Origin of the sequence: Gymnodinialimonas sp. 57CJ19, from assembly GCF_038396845.1 — a bacterium.
In the GTDB taxonomy this organism is placed as follows: Bacteria; Pseudomonadota; Alphaproteobacteria; order Rhodobacterales; family Rhodobacteraceae; genus Gymnodinialimonas.
Genome location: NZ_CP151587.1, coordinates 1,189,101 through 1,212,216, shown reverse-complemented (window position 1 = coordinate 1,212,216; position 23,116 = coordinate 1,189,101). Strand labels below are relative to the sequence as shown.

26 protein-coding genes are annotated in these 23,116 nt (G+C 59.0%); 20 read left to right on the top strand and 6 right to left on the bottom strand.

The annotated features are described in order from the left end of the window. Positions 1-100 precede the first annotated feature (100 nt). From paaA to AADW23_RS06060, 5 genes are all read left to right on the top strand, one after another. Positions 101-1,078: a 1,2-phenylacetyl-CoA epoxidase subunit PaaA gene (gene paaA / locus AADW23_RS06080; RefSeq protein WP_341863632.1), complete on the top strand. Its 978-nt coding sequence runs from the start codon at positions 101-103 to the stop codon at positions 1,076-1,078. 118 nt (positions 1,079-1,196) lie between these two features. Then, positions 1,197-1,487 (top strand): 1,2-phenylacetyl-CoA epoxidase subunit PaaB, encoded by a 291-nt coding sequence (paaB, locus tag AADW23_RS06075; RefSeq protein ID WP_341863631.1) that lies wholly within the window; start codon positions 1,197-1,199, stop codon positions 1,485-1,487. Further along, positions 1,487-2,239 (top strand): 1,2-phenylacetyl-CoA epoxidase subunit PaaC, encoded by a 753-nt coding sequence (gene paaC, locus AADW23_RS06070; RefSeq protein ID WP_341863630.1) that lies wholly within the window; start codon positions 1,487-1,489, stop codon positions 2,237-2,239. The genes paaB and paaC overlap by 1 nt, the downstream gene beginning before the upstream one ends. Beyond that, positions 2,236-2,694 carry a 1,2-phenylacetyl-CoA epoxidase subunit PaaD gene (gene paaD, locus AADW23_RS06065; protein WP_341863629.1) on the top strand — a complete coding sequence of 153 codons (459 nt, stop codon included), beginning with the start codon at positions 2,236-2,238 and terminating at the stop codon, positions 2,692-2,694. The genes paaC and paaD overlap by 4 nt, the downstream gene beginning before the upstream one ends. 2 nt (positions 2,695-2,696) lie before the next feature. Next, a complete protein-coding gene (locus AADW23_RS06060) occupies positions 2,697-3,758 on the top strand; it encodes a 2Fe-2S iron-sulfur cluster-binding protein (protein ID WP_341863628.1) in 1,062 nt (353 codons plus the stop codon). A 169-nt stretch (positions 3,759-3,927) separates the two neighbouring features. On the opposite strand, the gene AADW23_RS06055 is transcribed toward AADW23_RS06060, so the two are convergent. Further along, positions 3,928-4,203, bottom strand: a complete 276-nt coding sequence (locus AADW23_RS06055; protein WP_341863627.1) for a hypothetical protein — start codon at positions 4,201-4,203, stop codon at positions 3,928-3,930. Between the two features lie 342 nt (positions 4,204-4,545). Between AADW23_RS06055 and AADW23_RS06050 the strand changes: the two genes are divergently transcribed. The 8 genes from AADW23_RS06050 to AADW23_RS06015 all read left to right on the top strand — a co-directional run bounded on the left by AADW23_RS06050 (position 4,546) and on the right by AADW23_RS06015 (position 9,870). After that, positions 4,546-5,079, top strand: coding sequence for a hypothetical protein (locus AADW23_RS06050; RefSeq protein ID WP_341863626.1), 534 nt, complete (start codon positions 4,546-4,548; stop codon positions 5,077-5,079). Positions 5,080-5,171: 92 nt separating this feature from the next. Next, entirely contained in the window at positions 5,172-5,639 is a 468-nt protein-coding gene (locus AADW23_RS06045; protein ID WP_341863625.1) for a DUF305 domain-containing protein, read from the top strand. A 23-nt stretch (positions 5,640-5,662) separates the two neighbouring features. Then, a complete protein-coding gene (locus tag AADW23_RS06040) occupies positions 5,663-6,421 on the top strand; it encodes a glutaredoxin family protein (RefSeq protein WP_341863624.1) in 759 nt (252 codons plus the stop codon). A gap of 52 nt (positions 6,422-6,473) precedes the next feature. After that, positions 6,474-6,908, top strand: a complete 435-nt coding sequence (locus AADW23_RS06035; RefSeq protein WP_341863623.1) for a cytochrome c — start codon at positions 6,474-6,476, stop codon at positions 6,906-6,908. 11 nt (positions 6,909-6,919) lie between these two features. Continuing rightward, positions 6,920-7,264, top strand: coding sequence for a copper resistance CopC family protein (locus AADW23_RS06030; protein ID WP_341863622.1), 345 nt, complete (start codon positions 6,920-6,922; stop codon positions 7,262-7,264). Positions 7,265-7,268: 4 nt separating this feature from the next. Then, entirely contained in the window at positions 7,269-8,132 is an 864-nt protein-coding gene (locus AADW23_RS06025) for a CopD family protein (RefSeq protein WP_341863621.1), read from the top strand. After that, positions 8,129-9,430 carry a multicopper oxidase family protein gene (locus AADW23_RS06020; protein WP_341863620.1) on the top strand — a complete coding sequence of 434 codons (1,302 nt, stop codon included), beginning with the start codon at positions 8,129-8,131 and terminating at the stop codon, positions 9,428-9,430. The genes AADW23_RS06025 and AADW23_RS06020 overlap by 4 nt, the downstream gene beginning before the upstream one ends. Beyond that, positions 9,430-9,870 carry a cytochrome c gene (locus tag AADW23_RS06015; protein ID WP_341863619.1) on the top strand — a complete coding sequence of 147 codons (441 nt, stop codon included), beginning with the start codon at positions 9,430-9,432 and terminating at the stop codon, positions 9,868-9,870. Before AADW23_RS06020 ends, AADW23_RS06015 begins: the two co-directional genes overlap by 1 nt. A 558-nt stretch (positions 9,871-10,428) precedes the next feature. Here AADW23_RS06015 and AADW23_RS06010 read toward each other — a convergent pair. From AADW23_RS06010 to AADW23_RS06000, 3 genes are all read right to left on the bottom strand, one after another. Further along, a complete protein-coding gene (locus tag AADW23_RS06010; protein WP_341863618.1) occupies positions 10,429-11,202 on the bottom strand; it encodes a cephalosporin hydroxylase family protein in 774 nt (257 codons plus the stop codon). Beyond that, positions 11,199-11,756, bottom strand: coding sequence for an NAD-dependent epimerase/dehydratase family protein (locus AADW23_RS06005; protein ID WP_341863617.1), 558 nt, complete (start codon positions 11,754-11,756; stop codon positions 11,199-11,201). The genes AADW23_RS06010 and AADW23_RS06005 overlap by 4 nt, the downstream gene beginning before the upstream one ends. Before the next feature lie 105 nt (positions 11,757-11,861). Next, the gene (locus AADW23_RS06000) at positions 11,862-12,731 is read right to left on the bottom strand and encodes a LysR family transcriptional regulator (protein ID WP_341863616.1); all 870 of its coding nucleotides are present in this window, start codon (positions 12,729-12,731) and stop codon (positions 11,862-11,864) included. 90 nt (positions 12,732-12,821) lie between these two features. Between AADW23_RS06000 and AADW23_RS05995 the strand changes: the two genes are divergently transcribed. The 6 genes from AADW23_RS05995 to AADW23_RS05970 all read left to right on the top strand — a co-directional run bounded on the left by AADW23_RS05995 (position 12,822) and on the right by AADW23_RS05970 (position 19,715). Next, positions 12,822-14,273 (top strand): aldehyde dehydrogenase family protein, encoded by a 1,452-nt coding sequence (locus AADW23_RS05995; protein ID WP_341863615.1) that lies wholly within the window; start codon positions 12,822-12,824, stop codon positions 14,271-14,273. Beyond that, on the top strand, positions 14,270-15,280 hold the full coding sequence (locus AADW23_RS05990) for a membrane dipeptidase (protein WP_341863614.1): 1,011 nt from the start codon (positions 14,270-14,272) through the stop codon (positions 15,278-15,280). The genes AADW23_RS05995 and AADW23_RS05990 overlap by 4 nt, the downstream gene beginning before the upstream one ends. A 32-nt stretch (positions 15,281-15,312) precedes the next feature. Beyond that, positions 15,313-16,872 carry a BCCT family transporter gene (locus AADW23_RS05985; RefSeq protein ID WP_341863613.1) on the top strand — a complete coding sequence of 520 codons (1,560 nt, stop codon included), beginning with the start codon at positions 15,313-15,315 and terminating at the stop codon, positions 16,870-16,872. A gap of 68 nt (positions 16,873-16,940) precedes the next feature. Next, entirely contained in the window at positions 16,941-18,617 is a 1,677-nt protein-coding gene (locus tag AADW23_RS05980; RefSeq protein WP_341863612.1) for a hypothetical protein, read from the top strand. Next, entirely contained in the window at positions 18,614-19,339 is a 726-nt protein-coding gene (locus AADW23_RS05975; RefSeq protein ID WP_341863611.1) for a DUF3726 domain-containing protein, read from the top strand. The genes AADW23_RS05980 and AADW23_RS05975 overlap by 4 nt, the downstream gene beginning before the upstream one ends. After that, positions 19,293-19,715 carry a RidA family protein gene (locus AADW23_RS05970; RefSeq protein WP_341863610.1) on the top strand — a complete coding sequence of 141 codons (423 nt, stop codon included), beginning with the start codon at positions 19,293-19,295 and terminating at the stop codon, positions 19,713-19,715. Before AADW23_RS05975 ends, AADW23_RS05970 begins: the two co-directional genes overlap by 47 nt. Positions 19,716-20,010: 295 nt before the next feature. Here the strand turns inward: AADW23_RS05970 and AADW23_RS05965 are convergent, their stop codons facing one another. Both AADW23_RS05965 and AADW23_RS05960 read right to left on the bottom strand, forming a co-directional pair. Then, entirely contained in the window at positions 20,011-20,916 is a 906-nt protein-coding gene (locus AADW23_RS05965) for a bestrophin family ion channel (protein WP_341863609.1), read from the bottom strand. Beyond that, complete coding sequence (locus tag AADW23_RS05960) at positions 20,913-21,824, bottom strand: LysR family transcriptional regulator (RefSeq protein WP_341863608.1); 912 nt, start codon at positions 21,822-21,824, stop codon at positions 20,913-20,915. Before AADW23_RS05960 ends, AADW23_RS05965 begins: the two co-directional genes overlap by 4 nt. 151 nt (positions 21,825-21,975) lie before the next feature. Between AADW23_RS05960 and AADW23_RS05955 the strand changes: the two genes are divergently transcribed. Further along, complete coding sequence (locus AADW23_RS05955) at positions 21,976-23,094, top strand: S-(hydroxymethyl)glutathione dehydrogenase/class III alcohol dehydrogenase (RefSeq protein WP_349771073.1); 1,119 nt, start codon at positions 21,976-21,978, stop codon at positions 23,092-23,094. The last annotated feature ends 22 nt before the right edge of the window (positions 23,095-23,116 follow it).

Below are 23,116 nucleotides of genomic sequence, written 5' to 3'. Positions count from 1 at the left end.
ACGTTTTGTTGGACTTGGCACGCAAAACCTGCTAAAGTCGTTATCATATACCCAACGGGCTCCCTTTCGGGGCCACCCAGGCATCGAATGGAGTGATCTCATGTACGCTCAAATGGTCAAATCCGAGGCAACCTCTGACGACCCGGAAAAGCTTGCCGCTTTTCAGGCACGCATTGATGCGGGCGAAAAGATTGAGCCGAAGGATTGGATGCCGGAAGGCTACCGCAAGACACTGATACGCCAGATCGGCCAGCATGCGCACTCCGAAATCGTCGGCCAACTGCCCGAGGGTAACTGGATCACCCGCGCCCCCACGCTGGAGCGCAAGGCGATCCTGCTGGCCAAAGTGCAGGATGAAGCGGGACACGGGCTCTACCTTTACTGCGCGGCCGAAACGTTGGGGATCTCCCGCGATGAGATGACCGAAATGCTGCTGGATGGCCGGATGAAATACTCCTCCATCTTCGCCTATCCGACGTTGACCTGGGCCGACATGGGCGCGGTCGGCTGGCTTGTGGATGGCGCGGCGATCATGAACCAAGTCCCCCTCCAACGCACATCATTCGGGCCCTACGCCCGTGCGATGATCCGGGTGTGCAAAGAGGAATCGTTCCACCAGCGCCAGGGCTTCGACATCATGATGAAGATGTGCGCGGGCACGCCTGCGCAAAAGGCCATGGCCCAAGATGCCCTGAACCGCCTATGGTTCCCCTCCTTGATGATGTTCGGCCCCTCTGACGCCGAAAGCACCCACTCCAGCCAGTCGATGGCATGGAAGATCAAGATGAATTCCAATGACGAGCTGCGCCAAAAGTTCGTGGACCAGACCGCACCGCAAGCGGAATACCTTGGCCTGACAATTCCCGACGACACGCTGGCGTGGAACGAGGAGAAGGGTGGTTACGACTTTGCCGAACCCGATTGGGACGAATTCTTCGATGTCCTCAAAGGCAATGGCCCCTGCTCTACCGACCGCATCGCCACGCGCCAGAAAGCCTGGGACGACGGCGCTTGGGTCCGCGAAGCCATGACCGCCCACGCCGACAAGAAACACTCCGCAAAAGTCGCGGCTGAGTGACAAAATCTCTTGCAAGAGATTTCCCAGAGCCTTGCAAGGCTCTGCCCACGCCCTTGCAAGGGCGTGCCAAGGCTTTTGCAAAAGCCTTCTGCCCCATGATGATAGGTAAGGCACTGTTATGACTGATAAACGAGAATGGCCCCTGTGGGAGATTTTCATTCGGGGCCAACACGGCGCATCGCACCGCCATGTGGGTTCTCTCCATGCAGCTGACGCCGAAATGGCGATCCTGAACGCCCGCGATGTCTACACCCGCCGCAAGGAAGGCGTCAGCATCTGGGCAGTACCCGCCAGCGAAATCGCGGCCTCCAGCCCTTCCAAGAAGGGCCCGATGTATGATCCAGCGGAAGACAAGGCCTACCGCCATCCCACGTTCTTCAACATTCCCAAAGAAGTAGGGCCCATGTGATGGAGACAACAGAAAACACCGCCCTGTTCGAGTTCCTGCTACGGATGGGCGACACCACCCTGATCCTGGGCCACCGCCTATCGGAATGGTGCGGCAAGGCCCCGATCCTGGAAGAAGATATCGCGCTTGCCAACACCGCGCTTGATTTCATCGGTCAAACTCAACTTTGGCTCGGCCTCGCGGCTGAGGTCGAGGGCAAGGGCCGCTCCGCCGATGATCTCGCCATGCTGCGCGACGCATGGGATTTCCGCTGCTGCCTCCTGGTACAGCAACCCAACGGCAACTTTGGTCAAACGATCATGCGGCAATTCCTGTTCGATCACTGGCACTTGGCACGCCTCGGCTCCCTGAAGAACAGCACCGACGACCAAGTTGCCGCCATCGCTGCCAAGGCGGAAAAGGAAGTCACCTACCACGCAGAACGTTCTGCCGATCTGGTGATCCGTTTGGGCGATGGCACGACCGAGAGCCACGATAAAATGCAAGACGCGCTCGACTTGCTCTATCCCTATGTCGGCGAGCTTTTCGTCACAGATACAACCCTGCCCGCCATCGCGCCCGATCCCGCGCTCCTGCGCCCTGCCTACGACGGCACTATGGGCGCCATTCTAGCAGAGGCCACCCTGACGATCCCCGAAAGCCGCTTCGCCCATCAAGGCGGTCACACGGGCGCGCGCCATTCCGAACATCTGGGTCACCTGCTGACTCAGATGCAGTGGCTGCAACGGGCCTATCCGGGTGCATCTTGGTGAAACCTTCCACCCAACAAGTGTGGGACTGGCTCGACAATGTGCCAGACCCGGAGATCCCTGTGATCTCTCTGGTCGATCTTGGCGTCGTCCGGGGCGTTGCCTGGCGCGATGACACCTTGGAAGTCACCTTGACCCCCACCTATTCAGGCTGCCCTGCCACGGCGGTGATCGAATTGTCCGTGACCGAGGCGCTCCACGCCAAAGGTATCGACAATCTCTCGCTCAAGCGCCAGATCGCGCCGCCTTGGACAACCGACTGGCTCTCCGACAAAGGCCGCGCCAAGCTAGAGGCCTACGGCATCGCCCCGCCCAATCCCGCCGGCGGCCCGGCCCATTGCCCCCGATGCCGATCCACAGCCGTCGAGCGCATCAGCCAATTCGGCTCCACCCCCTGCAAGGCCCAATGGCGCTGCACGGAATGCCTCGAACCCTTTGACTACTTTAAGTGCATATAACCATGGCCAAATTCATCCCCCTCACCGTCACCCACATTCATCGCACCACCGCCGATGCGGTCTCCCTGCGACTGACCCCCACCGACGGCTCAACCCTGCCTTTCACCCAAGGCCAATACCTTACATTCCGTCAGGAAATCGACGGCGTGGAATTGCGTCGCGCCTATTCCATCAGCGCAGGCGTCACCGACAACATCTTGGAGGTTGGTATCAAGAAAGTGCGCGGCGGCGCCTTTTCCACTTGGGCCAACGAGACGCTCAAAGTCGGTGACCAAATCGAGGCGCTCTCCCCCATGGGCACCTTCCACACCCCCCTGAAACCCGAAGCGCGTCACCACTACATCGGCTTCGCCATCGGCTCTGGCATCACGCCTATCCTGTCGATCCTGCGCAGCACCCTCGCGGTAGAGCCAAACAGCCGCTTCACCCTGATCTACGCCAATCGAACTGCCCGCGATGTCATGTTCCGCGAGGAACTGGAGGACCTCAAGAACGAAAACCTCACCCGCCTCAACGTCGTCCACATCCTCAAGAACGACCCCACCGGTATCGACCTGTTCACTGGCCGCATCGACGCCGCCAAACTAGACGCCATGTTCGCCCAATGGATTGACGTCGAAACCGCAGACGCCGCCTTCATCTGCGGGCCGGAGTCCGCGACGGAAACCATCGCAAACCGCCTGTCTCACCACGGCGTGCCGCAAACGGCGATCAAATACGAACTCTTCGCCGCTGCGCAAAAGGGCCAACTGCCCCAAGGCGCGCTGCCTGACGACAACGCCACCACCACCACCGCCACGATCATCGTCGATGGCACCGCTCAGGACGTGGACGTTGCCCCCGGTGAAACCATCCTCACGGCAGCCCTGCGCGCGGGCCTCGATGCGCCCTACGCTTGCAAAGCGGGCGTCTGTTCAACCTGTATGTGCAAAGTCCTTGATGGTGACGCCCAGATGATCACCAACCACGCCCTCGAAGACTACGAAGTCGCCCGGGGTATGGTGCTGAGCTGCCAAGCCCTACCCATCGGCGACAAGATCACTGTGGAATACCAGGATCACTGATCGCGCCCGCTCCTTCATCTTGGCGGATACAACTCCCCGCGGAGCGTCCCACACCTGCCCCTCCCGCGAACACACGCTTCCGCCCTCTTCGCACGCATCCTCACGGTCGCCACAAAAAAGCCCCGCACGGATTGCTCCGGCGGGGCTCTCTTAAACGTATCTGAACAGCTTAGTTGGTGCCGTCAGACGAATCGGAGCTGGCAACGATACCAGCAACAACAACCGCTGCGCCCAACACGGCGAGGAAAATGGTCGACTCAGCAGCCAGCGTCCCGACTGTCACATCGGTTGCAGGGGCGGTGGCGACAGGCTCAATACCTTGTGCAACAGCCGTGGTCCCGAAAGAAGCGATGAGTGCGGTCGTCAGAAGGGCCTTTTTCACGGCACTACTCCAAATAAAGTAAAATGATATTTCAGTAGTATTTTGACTAAAGCTTGTTTTCAAGGCCAATCACCGTGAATTTGCGCCGCTCAATTGTAACCCCGCGGCAGGTAACAATAAGAATCTGCTTCAGCTCCCGTCAATCGTCCCCGCCTCCTTCTAAACCTCGCAAAAGGTTAACAAACTCAACATTATCTTGGCCCCTCTGACGGTAATGAAATTACTTGCATAAACGCTGGCCCCTCCAAAAGCCTCCCTTACAGGCTCGGTTCCGCCCGAGAATTCTCGCCCAACAGGCGAAAGGTTACCAAGACCACCGCTATTCCAAGGAAACTGCATCATCGCACGTCCGAGCCTGCCTCGGGCAGCGAAAAAACATCGCCAATTCAAGAGCTCGTGAAACTTGTGGAATATCAAACAGCCCATTGCAGTGCCGATTTGGAACACGGTGAACCCCGATGCCAGTTCTCGGGCATGGAGCCTCCGGCGTGGGCGGCGGCGGGGGCCAAAGGGCGCGATAGGGATCTTTACGAAACAGACCTGGAATACGCGCTGACTGCGTACGATGGCTCACTTCCTGTGGTGAGCCACGACGCCAAACTCCTTGAACGGATCGGCATCGAACGGCGCGTACTGTTGTCGGGCCAAAGGCGATCATGGATGCGCGGCAAGCCGCAGCGCGTTGCGCAGACACTCTCTGACCCGCTGGCAATGAACGTGTGGTGCTTCAGACACAGGCCGTCGAACTGGCGCGGCTCTCCAACTGAACCTGAACGATTGACGGGACACAAATGTTTGCACCGTGCCGGATCGAGAACCGTTCACCCTGCGAAATACCGGACTGAGCGCGCCGACAGCCCCTGCCGCCTTCGCGGCGAAGCAAAATACTCGACGACGCGCTTCTTGACCCTCCAGCAACTGGAAGCATTACCTCTCTGATACCAAGAAAGCATACTGCGCCCCGGTTGTGGAACCCTCCCGCACTGGAAGGTTGTTTCACCAGTGCAGCAACAAATTCGGAGATTGATGAGATGGAGAAGAAATCGGACTCTAAGCCCTATGGCCGGTTTTTCGCGATGATCGGAACATCGACCGCGATCATGTTCGGCCTGATGTATCTGAACACCTATGCCCTTGATCATGTGTTCTTCAGTGAAACACGGTTCTACATGGCTTTCCTCATGGGATCGGTAATGGCGGTTGTGATGCTGACATTCATGCTGGGGATGTACCGAAACAAGGCAGTAAACACGGCGATCTATGCAGGCTCAATCCTGGTATTCGCGGGCTCGCTCTGGCTTGTCCGCAGTCAGGAGACCGTGCAAGACGTAAGCTGGATGCGCGCGATGATCCCGCACCATTCCATTGCCATTCTCACCAGCGAACGGGCGGAGATTTCCGACCCCCGGGTGCAGGAACTAGCTAGTGAAATCATTGCAGCACAACGGCGTGAGATTGACGAGATGACCGCGTTGATCGCGGACCTCGATGGATCGTGACATCAACAAAATTGGAGACCCCAATGCCCAAAACGAACAGATCTGCCGTCCTCTATCGTATGGTCATGGCCGACCATACTTGCCCCTACGGCCTCAAATCCAAGGACCTTCTGGAGCGTGAAGGGTATTCCGTCGATGATCGCCATCTGACCAGCCGCGATGAAACCGATGCGTTCAAACAGGAGCACGGTGTCAAGACGACCCCCCAGACTTTCATTGAGGGCGAGCGGATCGGAGGCTACGACGACCTGGCCGCTCATTTCGGGAAACCTGTGAAGGGCGAAGGCGACACGTCCTACCAGCCTATCATCGCGCTGTTCAGTATCGCCGCGCTGATGTCAGTCGCCGTCACTTGGCTGACCCTCGGCGTGCCATTGGCCGGGCGATCCGTCGAATGGTTCATTGCAATATCAATGGTGCTGCTGGGTCTCCAGAAGCTTAAAGACCTGGAGTCTTTCGCGACGATGTTCCTCAACTATGATCTGCTGGCGCAACGCTGGGTTCGCTATGGCTACGTTTATCCGTTCGTAGAGACCGGCGCAGGACTGCTGATGATGGCGGGCGTCCTACCGTTGCTTTCTGCCCCTGCGGCATTGTTCGTTGCCAGTATCGGGGCGGTCAGCGTGTTCAAGGCGGTCTATATCGACAAACGAGAATTGAAATGTGCCTGCGTCGGAGGCGACAGCAACGTGCCGTTGGGGTTCGTGTCGCTGACCGAGAACCTGATGATGATCGGCATGGCGATCTGGATGCTCACGAAAGCGTTAGGCGGTATCGCTTGACCCTCCAGTAGGTGGAATCTGTATCCCGGGCGAAATTGCAACGGAGAACGCAGTGAACAATCGACTATTGGCAGGAGCAAGTTTCGTTGCGGTGGCGGCAGCGGGGCTGTGGTGGACATTTCAAACAGAGCCCGCGTCTACGGCTCCGGCAGCAGATGAGGCGGGATCTGCCCTCGCCGAGGTCTTACTGCCAGAGACGCTATCGGCGAATGCCCAGATCGGGGAAAATATCTATCTAAGCCAATGCGCGGATTGCCATGGGGTCGATTCCGTGGGCCGGGCTGGCATTGCCCCTCCGTTGGTCCATATCATTTACGAGCCATCGCACCATGGCGATGAGGCGTTTCAAAGGGCCGCCGCCCTGGGTGTTCAGCAACACCACTGGTCCTTCGGCAACATGCCCGCCGTCGAGGGCCTGACCCGCGGCGATGTCGCCATGGTCGTCGATTACATCCGTGAGCTTCAACAGGCCAACGGCATAAACTAAGGAACGTAAGAATGAAAAACCTGATCAGCGCGTCGTTCGCCGTTGCTCTATCCACCGGCATCGCAGCGGCCCACAGCGACGCCATGACGACGATGCCAGCCGATGGTGACACCGTCCGGACCGCACCTGAGCACGTCATGTTCACATTCGACGATCAAATCCGGCTGACCCGCATCGAGATGACCCATGGCGATACGCCGGCCGCTGATCTGGACCTGAGCGATCAGCAGTCTTTCGGGACCGAGTTTTCGGTGCCAGTTACGGACATGGGCCCCGGCACGTACCTGATCGAATGGCGGGGGCTTGGGATTGACGGGCATCCCGTCGTCGGTTCCTTCACTTTCAACGTCGAGTAAACCCATGCCCGATATCTGGGGGCAGGTCGCCATCATCATTAAATTGTGCCTCTACCTGAGCGTTCTTACGGCAACGGGTCTGGTCATGGTTCGTGTCGTTTTTGCCAATCAGCTCGGCGACACCCCCCTTGCCATTCGCAAGACCACTGCTGTGGCGGCAGCGATTGGCCTTGGGGCTGCGGGTTTGGCCTTTGCAGTTCGTGGCGCCGCTTTGACGGGCGATGCCTCGGGCATCACCGACCCGCAGATACTCGGCATACTGTGGCAAACACCCGTGGGCACGGTACTTTCCCTTCGTGTGATCGGCTTGGGCCTCATCCTTATCGGCTTGATGACGGGCCAGTTGGGCAAATGGGTGGCGCTTGCGGGGACCGCGCTCGTACTGTGGTCCTTCGCCCAGATTGGGCACCTTTCCGGAGCCGTGACGGGGATGAAAGTGCTGCTGGTCGTGCATCTGGCGGGCGTCGCATTCTGGATCGGCGTGCTATCGCCGCTCAGGCGGTTGGCCTCCAATCCTTTGTATCTTTCGCAAGCCGCCACTCTGGGCCATCGGTTTGGACAGATTGCAACCATCGTGGTGCCCGTCCTGATCGGAGCAGGTGTGTTTCATGCGTGGAAATTGACCGGATCGTGGGCGAACCTGATCGGCTCCGCCTATGGTCAGACCCTTTCGGCCAAAATCGCCCTCGTAAGCCTTCTTTTGGGCCTCGCTGCAGCCAACAAGCTGCGGTTCGTCCCCCAGCTTGCTGCCGGTGACACACAGGCCGCTCGACACCTTTCCTTGTCCATCAGTGTCGAATGGGTCGCCATCGTCGCGATCCTGTTGGCGACATCCATCTTCACCTCAATCCTACCGGTGCCCACATGATCCTAACGCGTCGCACATTCCTCGCCACGACTGCCGCGTCGGCCTTTCTTCCGCGCGTTGCTTTGGCGACACCAATCACCCTGCGGGCAGAGCCGGTATCGGCTCAAATCCTGCCCGAGACGGAGCCCGCGACCCGAATGCTGGGATTGAACGGCTCTACCCCCGGGCCAGAGCTTCGCCTGCGACAGGGCGAGACGCTGTCTGTCCTGTTCGACAACCAGACAGATCAAGGTTCAGCGATGCATTGGCATGGTATTCGCATAGACAACGCCATGGACGGTGTACCCGGCTTGACCCAAGACCTCGTAGAGCCAGGCACGACGTTCGACTATAACTTCGTCACCCCTGATCCTGGCACCTACTGGTATCATTCCCATGCCCGGTCGTGGGAGCAGGTGGAACGTGGCCTCTACGGCCCGTTGATCGTGGAAGAGACCAACCCGCCGCCTGTCGACCACGACATCACGGTGATTGTGGATGATTGGAGAATGGATCGGTCCGGGCAGTTGGCGGGAGATTTCGGAAACCGCCACGACTTCTCTCACGGGGGACGACTGGGCAATTTCGCGCGTGCTGTGATCTCCCGGCCATCGGTGCGACAAGGCGACCGAATCCGGCTGCGTCTGATCAACACGGCTACGGCACGCATTTTCCCGCTTGAAGTTACGGGGATCGAGGGGGTGATTGTCGCCTTGGATGGGATGCCCTTGCCGGACCCGATGCCAATTTCCGATCTGGTTATGGCCCCCGCCCAACGCATCGACATTATCGCAGACGTCGCTGACCCTGTGTCGATCCTTATCCAGACTGGAGAAGGCCCGTATGAGCTAGGCCAGATTGCGCTGGAAGGCATGAACGCAGACCCAATCATCAATGAGATTGTCGGTTTGCCAATGACCCCGACAGCCATGCCGGCCCCCACCCCCGATCACGCCTTGACCCTGACCATGGAGGGCGGAGCCATGGGTGGGAGGCACTCGGGCGAGGATCTGTGGGGGTTTAATGGCCAATCGAACCTGACCGACACACCCTTCGCCCGATTTGATCGCGGGCAGACAGCGCGGATCACTCTGGTCAACGAAACCGCGTTCCCCCATGGCATTCACCTTCACGGGCACCACTTCCATGAAGTTGCCGCCGATGGGTCGCTCGGGCCGCAACGCGACACGACCCTCGTCAATGCAAGGGAAACCCGCGATATCGTTTGTGTCTTCGACAATCCCGGCCAGTGGCTGCTTCATTGTCATATGCTTGGGCATCAGGCTGCCGGCATGAAGACTTGGGTGCAGGTGGCGTGATGCGTCTGTTTATGCCGTTGGTCGTGCTGGCCATAACCCCCGCCTCTGCCGTTGCAGACCATGAGATGGAAGGTCGCGATATCGCGAACGGACGGTCCCACTATGAAACCCACTGTGCCGCCTGCCATGGCCCGGATCTGGAGGGTCAACCCAACTGGCGGGTGCCCGGTGACGATGGGGTTCTTCCAGCTCCACCCCATGATCGCACGGGCCATACATGGCACCACGATAACCAACTGCTGTTCGACTATACATATCTGGGCGGTCAGGCGGCACTGGAGGCCCGTGGCATCGCCGGCTTCAATAGCGCCATGATGGGAATGCAGGACATTCTGACAGAAGATGACGTCTGGGATATCCTTGCATACATCCGGTCAACGTGGCCTCAAGACGTACAAGACATCCAAGCCAGCATGAACCCGCCCCACAGTGAAGAGTGACGCTTTTGGATGGCATCCTTGGCCGTGGCTGCCGGGATTACTCGCTCATGCTCCGGTAGCGACCTCAAATGCCGAACGCGATGCCGAAAAGATTTCGGTTCAACACAGCCGTGCTCAAGTTGAATCTATTAACTCAGATTTTCAGAAAAACGTTATGCCGAGTATAAAGCGTTGCGTTTCTTGAACCGCATAGCAGGAGACTTTCCACAGTCAGCTCGTGTGATCCATCGCCTTGAGGGTACGCCATCTAGGCTTAAATAAGTCGACAAAATTGGATATAGCTTTCGTCTTGGATATGGCTAAAGGATTGCACTGAGGACAAAATTTCGTGGCGTCTTCTCGATCAACTGCATAGGAAATTACTTAAGGGCGCCGATAGCTTCATTGCTTTTGCACGTAATTTTTTTCTGGTGCCTAAGTGTGGGACCCCTACCGGCGGAGAACCGCAACTTGCGGGGTAACCATTTGTGCGGCGAAGCCTCTGAACTACGTCATCTGAAAGATCACCGGTCGCAGTTGCCCCCCCCCCCCGCGGCTCCGACCGGCCGAGTTGGTTGCTTATTTGATACGCCGAAGGTACCCGCCAGGAGCCACCGAAATTTGCAATTTTGCGTCAATGTTGCGGTCAATTTCGAAATCATCGTTAGTCTGAAGAAACGCGTTTACAGCAGTCCTTGGATTGTCTCCCGGGCCCCAGGGCCTATCGTGAAACAACGAAGCGTCCATGTTTTCAACTAAGGTGTCGAATACGACGCAATAACTGTCGACGCTCGTCAGGTCGGCATAGGCCTCCAACTCCGCAAGTACGTGGTCGTGTGTGTGATTGCTATCCAATGATATCATCACTGTCTTCGCGCCCTCGGCGGCTGCACGGACCTGTTTGATAATATCCGGCGCGATGGAGGAGCCCTCGATCATATCAATACGGCCCGCCATCGGATGCGCTTCAATGGCCTCTCGGTTATGAGCGCGGATATCAATGTCGATTCCAAGTATACGACGTTTGGGGGCGGCGGGATCCATCACCTCTCTGGCCTCGATTGCTTCGCACAACTCAAGCTGAGCCAGCTGCGACGCCATGAAAATCAGGGATCCGCCGTGGGCAATCCCCGTCTCGATAATCAGGTCCGGCTTCACGTCCCAGATCAGTTCCTGCATGGCCATGATGTCTTGCGGATACTGAATAATCGGGCGGCCTTGCCAAAAAAAGTTGTAGGAGTACTGCTTGGCGAAGCTGGCCTCGATGAACTGATGGGCGGCAGCTTCCATCTGAGAAGCGTCGGTTTTGACGGCGTCGAGGCGCTCGGCCATTTCTTTCTCGAAGGGGGTCATTCAAATGTCTCCTGACGGGGCCGGGGTTCGGGAAAATCACTGTGCTCTGGAAGTTCGGTTGGATGGCCGACGACACAGGCGGGATCAAATGGGTTATCGGGTCGCGCTCCGAAGTTAAGCAACTCAACGCGACCATATCTTTGTGCGATACGGGTGGCCAGAACGCGCACGCTGATACCTTCGCCCGAGCAGACGTTCACAGGCCCCGATACGTCACCAAAGGTGGCCAGAATGATCCGGCGCGCGCCTTCTTCAACGTCGAGAAAGTCACGGATTTGCGAGCCTTGGCTAAGGTCTACGGGCTGCCCTTGCGACAGACGTTCATGCAAATGCGCCACGAGGCGGTTAGGGTGTTCACCTTCGCCAAAGAGGTAGAACAACCGGCACCACGCGAAGGCGGTTTCCGTTTGCGCCAATGACGTGGACAGCGCTGTGAAAGCAGCAGCCTTCGCGCCGGCATAAGGAGACTGCGGTTCCAGTGGCGTGTCGGTCCGCAGTGGGGCGTCGCCCATGCGGTACTCGATACAGGTCCCGATGCCGGTGAATTTGGCCACCTTGGCAGATCATGAAACCCGCGCATGAGAGGGGGCGCGAACATGGGGCCGGTATCGCCTCTCGCGGCAGGCTTGCAAAGTTCTGCAAGACAAGCGCCGCAAGATCTACCGCTCTAACAATCCCCAGAACTCCAGAACAGCTCCGCGCAAAACATCATTGTCCTGCGTGATTTTGCGCAATTCTCGTTGGCTGATAGATTTTGCTGGAACAAAGAACTCGACGCCGTCTGGCTGGTTTCGCACCGCATCAAACGGCAAGATACTCGCGCCAAATCCGCGCCGCACGAATGAGAGGATCGCTGTCGTGTTACGGGCCTCCAATGTGCTCGCGAGACGCAATTCACCGACGATGGGCGCCTCAACAAGCTCACAAAGCGGGTTCGCGATGAGCGGCTCTAGCGCCAACAGGTTCCAGTCTGATGCGCCTTGATTTGCCAAATGGGCTTTGTGGATCAGGCCGCCTTCGGCACAGACAATGCCCAGATCATCCGCAAAAATGCGCGTGCCTTCCAACGGCTCGTCCGGGCGCGCTGACACGATGCCGATGTCTGCTTCGTCGCGCTTTACCCGGGCACGCACGGTCGCACTGTCCACATCGCTGATTTCGATCCGCACCTCGGCGTGCGTCTTGCGAAAGGCGTCGATGACATCGGGCAGCAAGGCAACCGTAGCAGACGGCACAGCGGCAATGCGCACAATCCCCGCCGTCGACATCGCATGGCGGCGTATGGCCTCGACGCTTTTGTCAAACACATCCGTCGCCCGAGTGCTCTCTTCCAGCACGAGTCGCCCCAAAGGGGTAAGGCGGTTCTTGCGGTCTGTTTCAAACAGTGGACCGCCGATTTCTTGCTCGAACTGAGCCAGCATCATGGACACGGCTGAAGGCGTGCGCCCCAAGACCGCAGCGGCCCCCGCGAGGGTTCCCTGGTTGGCGGTCACGGAGAACGCACGGAGCATTTCCAACCTGATCGACATTCAGAAATCCTGAATAAAGCTTCAATAGCTTTAGAATGACTGAAGTCACCGCAACGGTCTAGGAGTTGATCAATCACAAAGGAGACAGCCATGACCGATCTTACGCAGCTTTATATCGATGGTGTTTGGACAGACGGTGCCACGCAAATCGAAAATCGCAACCCGTCTGATACGTCGGATTTGATTGGCATGTACGCCCAGGCGGATGCAGGGCAGCTTGACACCGCCCTTGCCGCTGCACGCCGTGCGCAACCTGCGTGGTGGGCTGCGGGCATCCAGAAACGCCACGACGTATTGATGGCGATCGGCACCGAGTTGATGGCCCGCGCCGAAGAGATCGGGCGCTTGCTGTCGCGTGAAGAGGGTAAGCCACTGGCCGAAGGCAAAGGAGAGGTCTACCGCGCGGGTCAGTTCTTCACCTATTTCGCCGCCGAGGTCCTGCGCCAGCACGGCGATCTGGCCGAAAGCGTGCGCCCCGGCATCGAGATTGACGTGCGCCGCGAGGCGGTTGGCGTTGTGGCGATCATCTCGCCCTGGAATTTCCCCGTCGCCACCCCCGCCTGGAAAATCGCCCCCGCGCTGGCCTTTGGGAACGCCGTCGTGTGGAAGCCTGCCAATGTCACGCCTGCCAGTGCAATTGCCCTGACCGAGATCATCTCTCGCCAAGACATCCCCAAAGGCCTCTTCAACCTTGTTGCAGGTCCGGGGCGCGATGTTGGACAACGGCTTGTGGAAAGCGCGGATGTGGATGCGATCAGCTTCACCGGCTCTGTACCAGTTGGCCGTGGCATTGCCGCCGCTGCTGTTCAAAACATGACCAAGGTGCAGATGGAGATGGGCTCCAAGAACCCGTTGATCGTCATGGATGATTGCGACCTTGATCTGGCCGTGACGCACGCCGCAGGGTCCGCATTTGGCGGCACGGGTCAGAAATGCACCGCCGCCAGCCGGCTGATTGTGCATGCCTCTGTGCATGATCAATTCGTCGAAAAACTCGTCGCGGCGGCGGGTGCGATGAAGGTTGGCCATGCGCTGGAAGACGGCACACAGCTGGGCCCGGTGGTCAGTGAAAGCCAGTTGAACGGCAACCTGGAGTATGTCGGCATCGGCAAGTCCGAAGGCGCGGAGTTGCTTTGCGGTGGCGACCGTCTGGAGATGGCGACCGAGGGCTACTACATGGCTCCTGCCGTCTTTGTGGGCACCCGCAATGACATGCAGATCAACCGCGAGGAAATGTTCGCGCCGATCACCGCCGTGCAAAAAGTCGAGAGCTATGACGAAGCACTGACAACGGCCAATGACACGCAATTCGGCTTGACCGCCGGCATCATGACAACCTCGCTGGCGCGGGCCAGCCACTTCCGCGCCAACATGCGGGCCGGTTGCGTGATGGTGAACCTGCCCACCGCTGGCACGGATTACCATGTGCCCTTCGGTGGGCGCGGGGCGTCCAGCTTTGGCCCGCGCGAGCAGGGGTCCTATGCGGCTGAATTCTACACAACCGTGAAGACCGCTTATGTCTCTGCGGGTGAGCCGTCATGAGCTACCTGATCGACGGTCTGCAATATGCGAACTGGTCCGAAAAGATCTTTCGCCAGATGCGCAAGGGAGGCGTGGACGCGGTCCACGTCACCATCACCTATCATGAGACATTCCGCGAAACGGTTCTGATTATCGAAAAGTGGAACCGCTGGTTTGAGCAATATCCCGATCTGATCTTTCAGGGCCGCACCGCCGACGACGTCCGCATAGCGCGTGAAACCGGGCGCACCGCGATCTTCTTTGGCTCGCAAAACCCGTCCTGCATCGAGGATGACATCGGGCTGGTCGAAGTCTTGCACACGCTGGGTCTGCGGTTCATGCAGCTGACCTATAACAACCAGTCGCTTCTGGCATCGGGATGCTACGAGGATGAAGACATCGGCCTGACCCGCATGGGTAAACAGGTTGTGGCGGAAATGAACCGCGTGGGCGTGGTGGTGGACATGAGCCATTCCGGCGAACGCTCCACCTTTGAGGCGATTGAGCACTCGACCCGTCCGATCACCATCAGCCACGCCAACCCTGCCAGCTGGCACAATGCCCTGCGCAACAAATCTGACGACCTGCTGCGCGCGCTTGGCGCGTCGGGTGGCTTTCTAGGCCTGTCCGTTTACCCCCACCACCTCAAGGATGGCGGTGACTGCACGCTGCAATCCTGGTGCGATATGGCGGCGCTGGCTATTGATCTGGCGGGGCCGCAAAACGTCGGCATCGGCACGGACCTCTGTCAGGACCAGCCCGACAGCATCGTTGAATGGATGCGTGTGGGCCGCTGGACCAAGACGATTGACTACGGCGAAGGCTCTGCCACCAACGCGGGCTTCCCGCCCATGCCCACATGGTTCAACGACAACCGCGACCTGGCGGGCATTCGCGCAGGTCTGAGCGCCGCAGGGCTGGACGAGGCCACAACAGACGGGCTCATGGGCGACAACTGGCACGCCTTTTTCGCGAAAAGCTTCGGGGCGCAATCCGCACCCCGCAAAATTCAAAGCGCTGCTGAATAGGCCGCGTACCATCGCTTATGGGAGGAACGATAATGAGCGATACGACGAAAGCAACGGGTCAGCCTTCGGGCACCACAGACAAGGCACTCTTCGCGATTACGGGCGGTTTCATCGCGCTGTTCTGCGCCTATGCGTTTTTCAACATCGAGGGCCTTTCGGCGCTGGTCGACAGCAGCTTTGCGTTCTCGGCACAGTATTTCGGGCTTTATTGGCAGGTTCTACTGCTCGCCACTTTCCTGATCGGGTTGCTGCTTTGTGTGTTGCCCGGCTCCAGGACCCTGATGGGCGGGTTGTCCCTGCCTGAGTTCGGCACGTTCAGCTGGGCGTCCATGATCATGTGTACCTTGCTTGCGGGCGGTGGCGTGTTTTGGGCGGCGGGTGAGCCGATTGCGCATTTTCTCTCGCCCGCGCCCGTCTTTGGCGATCTGAGCGGTGACGTGCAGGCGCAGGCGCACGCCGCCCTTGCGCAGAGCTTTCTGCATTGGGGCTTTCTGGCTTGGGCTATTCTGGGGTCACTGACCACCGTGATGCTGATGCATTACCACTACGACAAAGGTCTGCCGCTTGCGCCCCGCACACTGCTGTACCCAGTGTTCGGAGATCGCGCCCTCAGCGGGCCTATCGGTGTCATTACAGATGCGTCCTGCGTCATCGCTGTGGTTGCGGGCACCGTTGGTCCCATCGGTTTTCTGGGTCTGCAAATGTCCTATGGCCTGAACGAACTGACAGGTATTCCTGACAATTTCACCACCCAAGCCATCGCCATTCTGGCACTGGTCGGGCTTTACACCGTGTCTGCGATTACCGGTCTGGCCAAAGGCATCAAGATCTTGTCGCAGATTAACGTGATCCTGGCGGCGGCCCTGTTGGCCTTCATGCTGGTCGCAGGCCCGACGATGCAGATTTTCGCAGGCTTCTTCGGTGGCATGCAGGTCTATGCAACGCATTTCTTTGATATGGCGATGTATCGCGGCGATGCGGGCTTTTTCAGCGATGCCGGCTGGCTTGGATGGTGGACTGTGTTCTTCTGGGGTTGGTTCATGGGCTATGGCCCGCTGATGGCCGTCTTCATCGCGCGTATCAGCCGTGGACGGTCGATCCGCCAGATCATCCTGACGCTGTCGGTTATGGCCCCGCTGATCACAAACTTCTGGTTCACCATCATTGGCGGCTCCGGCATTTTCTTTGAAATTGCAGAGCCGGGTATCGTGTCGGGCCCATTCGAGGGCTTCAACCTGCCAGCCGGTCTGTTGGCGATCACACAAGCCATGCCCATGGGCATGATCCTGTCGGTCCTGTTTCTGGTGCTGACGATGTGCTTCGTGGCAACGACCAGCGACTCCATGAGCTATGTGATCTCATCCACCATGACCACCGGAGAGCCGTCCACCGCGATGCGGGCATTCTGGGGCTTGGCGATGGGTGTCATGGCGTTGATCCTGATTTCGACCGGATCGGGCGGCATCGGCAAATTGCAAAGCTTTATCGTGGTGACGGCTGTGCCGGTCTCCCTGATCCTGCTGCCATCCCTTTGGGATGCGCTGCGGATTACGTGGATGCTCGGCCGCAAGACCGAAGTCGCCTCCGCCTGAAAATACGAGGTGGCGCGGTGAACCCGCGCTACCTCGCCTGGGAAAATGCACGTTTGGGAGGACCTGCAATGTCTGTCAGCACTCGGAGAGTAACACCTGAACTGGCCCGCTATATGCGCGCTCCGTCCGAGGTCATGCGCCTTGCACGAATGGGCAGCGGCCATCCCACGCGCTTGTCGTTTCTGCGTGTCCTGCTCAGACGCCTTGGCACGGCAGATTGGCAAATTGACCGGCCCGTCTGGAACGTTGATGCCAAAGGCGTGGGCCACGGCGTCTACCGAGTAAAAAGCGGCAATCGCACCTATAGCCTTGTGGCATTCGCCCATGATCTTCCGCCTGAAATGCGCTCTGACCGGGTGATTGCAACGGCATGGGACGCGACGTTCACGCTATTTGACGGCGACCCCAGCGACACGGATATCGCACGATTGGCCGAAAATGTCCCGCTCCAGGAAGTAGGTCGTATCAGCCCCAAGGAACTCACCCTGGCCCGCGCGAACCGCTCGGTTCGCTTGTTCGAGCATGTCGTCGATACCTTGGCGCAAGGCCAGCAACCGGACCCCGACGAGATTGCCAACGTGGGGTATCTCATGCGCACTACGGCCGTTTATGGCTCGGGTAAGTTCGGCGCGTGTGATCGCAGCGACATTGCAGCGCGCGCGGAACTGGCCGCGCCCTTTCAGGTCGAAATGCTCACCGTTTGGCTGATCCGGGCGTTTACCATCGATATCGTCGAACACATCGCCGCCGCCAAAGGCGGAGACCGCGCCGTGAAACTTGACCGAGACACGCGTCGCAGCCTTGGCGTGGGTAATTCAACCGGCCTAGGCATGGCCCCGTTCGTCGTGCGCCACCCTGTTTTGCTCAACAACTGGATGATGGCCCGCGAAACGGCTTTGGCCCGGGTGCGGGCGCAGACGCGCGCAACCCCACAGACCATCGCAGGCCTGACCGCCGCAGCGCAGGGCGCAGCGACCAACGCACAGGCTTGGCATTCCGAGCATCCGGTTCAGGTGCGCAAGCTGCATGATCTGCGCCGCGATCTCGCTCTGATTACCGAATGTCTTGCGGGATGGGACTGGGACACCGATCATCCTTGGGACGCGCTCTGGCGATGGGGGGAGGCAACGCTCACCCTTGAAGGGCAAGAGGCGCTGCTGTCCCTGATGCTTGAACCCCATGGCGCCTTGATCGACGATCTGGCCGATCACATGGGCGCAGATGAGGCGGCCAACTTCCGAATTGACGGGGCCATGCCCGTGGCCCAACTGCGCGACATTCTGGAGAGTGATTACGCGTGGGCGCTGAAGATTGATTTCTCTGCGCCCGAAAACATCGCGCGCTTCTGGTATGTCTCCGAAGAAAAGCTGGAACCCCGCTTGGGCGAACGCGCAACCGAAGACGGCGCCACTTTGGAACAGCCCCTTTGCATCGCGCGGCTGATGTCCGAGCTCTACTTGAGTGTGCAGGCGGCGGAAGCGTCCAGCCCTGTTGCAGCGCTGATACTGGCCCATCCCGAACACCGCTATGCGGTGCGCCGAGCACAGGTGGCGGCCCGGCATCCCTTTGCGGAAGTGCAAGACAACCTGATTGCCGCTGACATGCTGCCCATCGACCTTCTGCGCTGCAAGCTGGCGTTCTTCGGTGCCAGCCAGTTTGATCCGCGTTCTGACCGTTGGGTGCGCATCAACCTGTTCGCAGGCGCTCCGTTTCCCGACGAGCTTGGATCGGAGCCCACGGCATGAGCCATCATCCTCACGACCAGACACGCGGCGATTCCACGCCATACTTCAGCGAAATGCAATCCGCACCGCTATCGTGCAACGAGGCTGCATCGCTGTGCATGAAGGCGGCACGTGGCGCAGGCATGAGCTGGGGCCTGGCCGAAGAAGCCGGGTTTTCAGCCGCATGGCTGGTGTCGCACGGGCTTGATGGCCCGTCATTCCTGCGGGCGCATCTGGAACGCGCCGACGGTAAGGATTGGTCGGATCTGTGTCCCGCCATCGTCCCCGGGAAATGGGAGAACGCAAAAGGCCAAGCCGTTTGCCCGATCATTCTGGGGGCAACCTTGAGCGATTATGCCGAGTTGCCGGAAGGACCCGTCGTGGGGGCCAAGATCATGTTGGGGCTGGTCAGTGCGCCGATATTGTTGCTGCCCTTCCTGTCCGAACTGGGCCGCGCTTATGGTCTGACCTTCACGTTGTCCGCTCAAACGGGGGCGGTTGATATCAATGCCGATCCGACCTCGCTACACGCGGCCGCACACCTGCTGGATGTCGCGCAGCTTGAGTTGACCATGGGCGTCAAGGCCGACGAGCCATGCGACCGCGAAGATCCATCAACGCCAAACGCCAAGACGACGGCCGCGACGATTGCGGCCCTCAACACATTCGCCATGCGTACGACCGTTCCGGCAACGGATGCGTCACGCGCTGGCGCTGGATCAACCCTCAGTGACAACGACTAACAAAGGAAATGTCATGACCCTCTCGCGCCTCAACCCAGGCCCCCGAATGAGCCAGGCGGTCACCGTCGGCAATATCGCGTTTCTGGCCGGTCAGGTTCCCGACGACCTGACTGCCGATATCGAAACCCAGACCCGTCAGGTACTAACCAAGATGGACGCCGTCATCGCCGAGCTGGGAGCAGCCAAGGCAGACATCGCATCGATTCAAGTCTGGCTGGCCGACATGGCCGATTTCCAAGGCATGAACGCCGTTTGGGACCAATGGGTCAGCAAAGACGCGCCACCCGCACGTGCCACCGGCGGCACAGCGCTCGCGCGTCCCGGCATGCGCGTTGAAATGATCGCTGTCGTCGCCCTGCCCCAGGCGGCCGCCTGACCCTGATTGTACTGGAGTGGCTTGGGCTGGCCGCTTCAGCGTGCATCGTTTCACGCCGCCGATCCCGAAATAGGGCGGCGTGGACATTCGCCACCAGGTCGAAAGCCCCCCCCGGCAGCCGCAAGCACAGGCTTGCACGTGCGCTGTTTCTTGAAGTCCTCAGCCCCGATTGTGTTCACGGCTGCACCGATGCCTGCGCACGCAATCCGGAGACTTTGAGCGTTGAATGCGACTGAACGACCACGCGGATATCTGGGAATTTTGCTGGATGCGTGTCACGGTAACCGTGAAGCATTCAACTCAGCATGTGGTTTGTGGCGGATAATGCAGCGGGCGGGGTGCGACCCAGTGCTTCTGATACCGAGATTTCGATGGTGCGACACATCGCATCCAACGGAAGTCCGTTTTGAACATTGCGGAACGGGTGCTCTAGCTCATTGGTGACCGCTTGAAGGCCGAAGAACACATAGGCGACCACGGCCGCAAAGAGCGGCGCGAACCAGCCCGTCGCTTCGATCAGGGCAAAGGGCAATAACCAGCAGTAAAGATACGTCGTTCGGCGCACCAACAGGGAATAGACAAACGGCAGCGGCGTGGTGAAGATCCGCTCGCAACCGGCTTGCGCAAGGCCCAATGAGGAGAGCGTTTGCGAGATCGTCATTTGGCCAAATCCGCTGATCGCATCTTCTTTGACGAGGTTGCCAATCTTGTCGGCCATCGAGCGTAACGCGGAATCCGCCGGATTCTTTCGCGCAACCATTGCGGCGGCCTCCTGTTCACCGACCCAGTCACGGATGTCCGCCTCTACATCCACCCCGCGTAGAAAACCGCGATGCAAATGCGCGAAGGCCACGGCGCACGACAGGATCCGTTCACGGTCCGCACCCTTTCCAACAAAGACACACATGTGCCGCCCCAAGTTGCGCACATCCGCAATCATGGCCCCCCAGAGCTTTCGCGCCTCCCACCAGCGATCATAGGCCGCGTTGTTGCGAAACCCGAGAAACAGCGACAGGGCGACGCCAAATATCCCCATGGCACCGATGGAGATACGTGGCAGCGGGACGACGTAGGTGTCCAGCATCATGACGATCACGGTCAAAAGTGCGATACCAATGATCCTGCCATAGATCTTTGGCACCACGGAACCTTGCATCACGAAGAACAGTTTCAGGGTCGAAGGCGCTTCTCTAACGATCATTTCGCGATCCTGTTTGTCGATGGTGTCATCTCTTGCGCCTTGCTTAACCCCTCACCGAGGTGGTCCAGAAGCAGTCGCACTTTGGGCGAAAGGTGGCGGTTGTGGGGGTAGACTGCCCAGATACCGTCATTGGGCGCGCTATAGTTCTCGAGGATCGGCACCAACCGACCGGCCGCAATATCTGCATGAATGTAATAGTCTGGCAGTTGGATAATGCCGATGCCCTTAAGTGCAGCATCGACCAGTGACCAACCGCTGTTGCAGCGAATATTACCTTTGACGCGGATGTGACGGGCCCTGCCCTGTTCCTGAAACCGCCAGGTATCCAGCGTTCCTTGCAGGCAATTGTGCGGCTCCAGCTCGGACAGGGTGTAGGGCGTGCCGTTCACGGATAGATAGGCCCGCGACGCGCAAGTGTAATGGGTGCGGGACGCCAGCCGTTTTGCCATCATCGTACTGTCGTTCAATTCGCCCAAACGGATCGCCAGATCATAGCTCTCTGCAACAAGATCAACCATCTGGTTGGTCAAGGTCAGGGTCACATCCAACTGAGGATAGCGCGCAACGAAGTCGTTGATCAGGGGCGCAATCCTGCTCTCGCCATAGGTCACGGGCGCGGTCATGTTGAGCCTGCCCTTGGGGGTCTGGTGCAGATCGGTAACTGCGCGTTCTGCTTCGGCCAGCCCGTCAAGAACCTGACGACAGTGGTTGTAATAGATTTGCCCTGTATCGGTGATCGAAACCTTGCGGGTGGTGCGATAGAACAGCTTGACCCCCAGCCGCGCCTCAAGGGCTCCGATTTGGCGGCTGACCTGTGCGGTCGAAACCCCCAAGCGGTTGGCCGCGGCGGTAAAGCTCTCGGCTTCCGCGACAGCGACAAATTCAGAAACGCCTTCCCAGATAACCAATCGAGTCTCCACCAGCGCCGGACCAAGCAACCACACCATTACCATACAGTAATAGTTATTTGCAGATTTACCCGATTATCTTGTGTCGGAAATAGAGTAAATCACAAGTCAGAAACCCCACATCAGAGAAAAGTGAGCCAGAATGACCGGTATCATCAAATCGAAAGCCGCCGTTGCCTGGGCTGTAAACGAGCCCCTGTCTATTGAAGAAATCGACGTGATGCCGCCGCAAGCGGGCGAAGTGCGCGTGCGCATTGTCGCGTCCGGCGTGTGTCATACCGATGCGTTCACCCTGTCGGGCGATGACCCCGAAGGCCTGTTCCCGGTTGTTTTGGGCCATGAGGGCGGCGGCATCGTTGAATCCATCGGCGAAGGCGTGACCAGCGTGGCTGTGGGCGATCACGTGATCCCGCTCTACACGCCCGAATGCGGCGAGTGTAAGTTCTGCAAATCCGGCAAGACCAACCTCTGCCAGAAGATCCGCGAGACCCAAGGCAAGGGGTTGATGCCTGACGGCACCAGCCGGTTCTACAAGGACGGCAAACCGATCCTGCACTACATGGGCTGTTCGACCTTCTCGGAATACACTGTGCTGCCCGAGATCTCTCTGGCCAAGGTGAACCCGGAAGCGCCTCTGGAAGAGGTCTGCCTGCTGGGTTGCGGCGTCACCACCGGCATGGGCGCGGTGATGAACACCGCCAAGGTCGAGGAAGGCGCGACGGTTGCGATCTTTGGCATGGGCGGCATCGGCCTTTCGGCTGTCATCGGCGCGGCGATGGCCAAGGCCAGCCGGATCATCGTGATCGACATCAACGAGAGCAAGTTCGACCTCGCCCGCAAACTGGGCGCCACCGACTTCATCAATCCCAAGGACCACGACAAGCCGATCCAGGATGTGATCGTCGAGATGACAGACGGCGGCGTCGATTACTCCTTCGAGTGCATCGGCAACGTCAACGTCATGCGCTCGGCGCTGGAGTGCTGCCACAAGGGCTGGGGCGAATCTGTCGTGATCGGCGTCGCTGGCGCGGGTCAGGAAATCTCCACCCGTCCGTTCCAGCTTGTCACCGGTCGTGTCTGGCGCGGTTCGGCCTTTGGCGGCGTCAAGGGCCGGTCGGAGCTGCCCGAATATGTCGAGCGCTACATGAACGGTGAGTTCAAGCTGAATGACTTCATCACCCACACCATGGGCCTTGAGGACATCAACGAGGCGTTCGACCTGATGCACGAAGGCAAGAGCATCCGCTCGGTCATCCACTTCGACAAGTAAACCAAACAATTTGGTCGCGCCT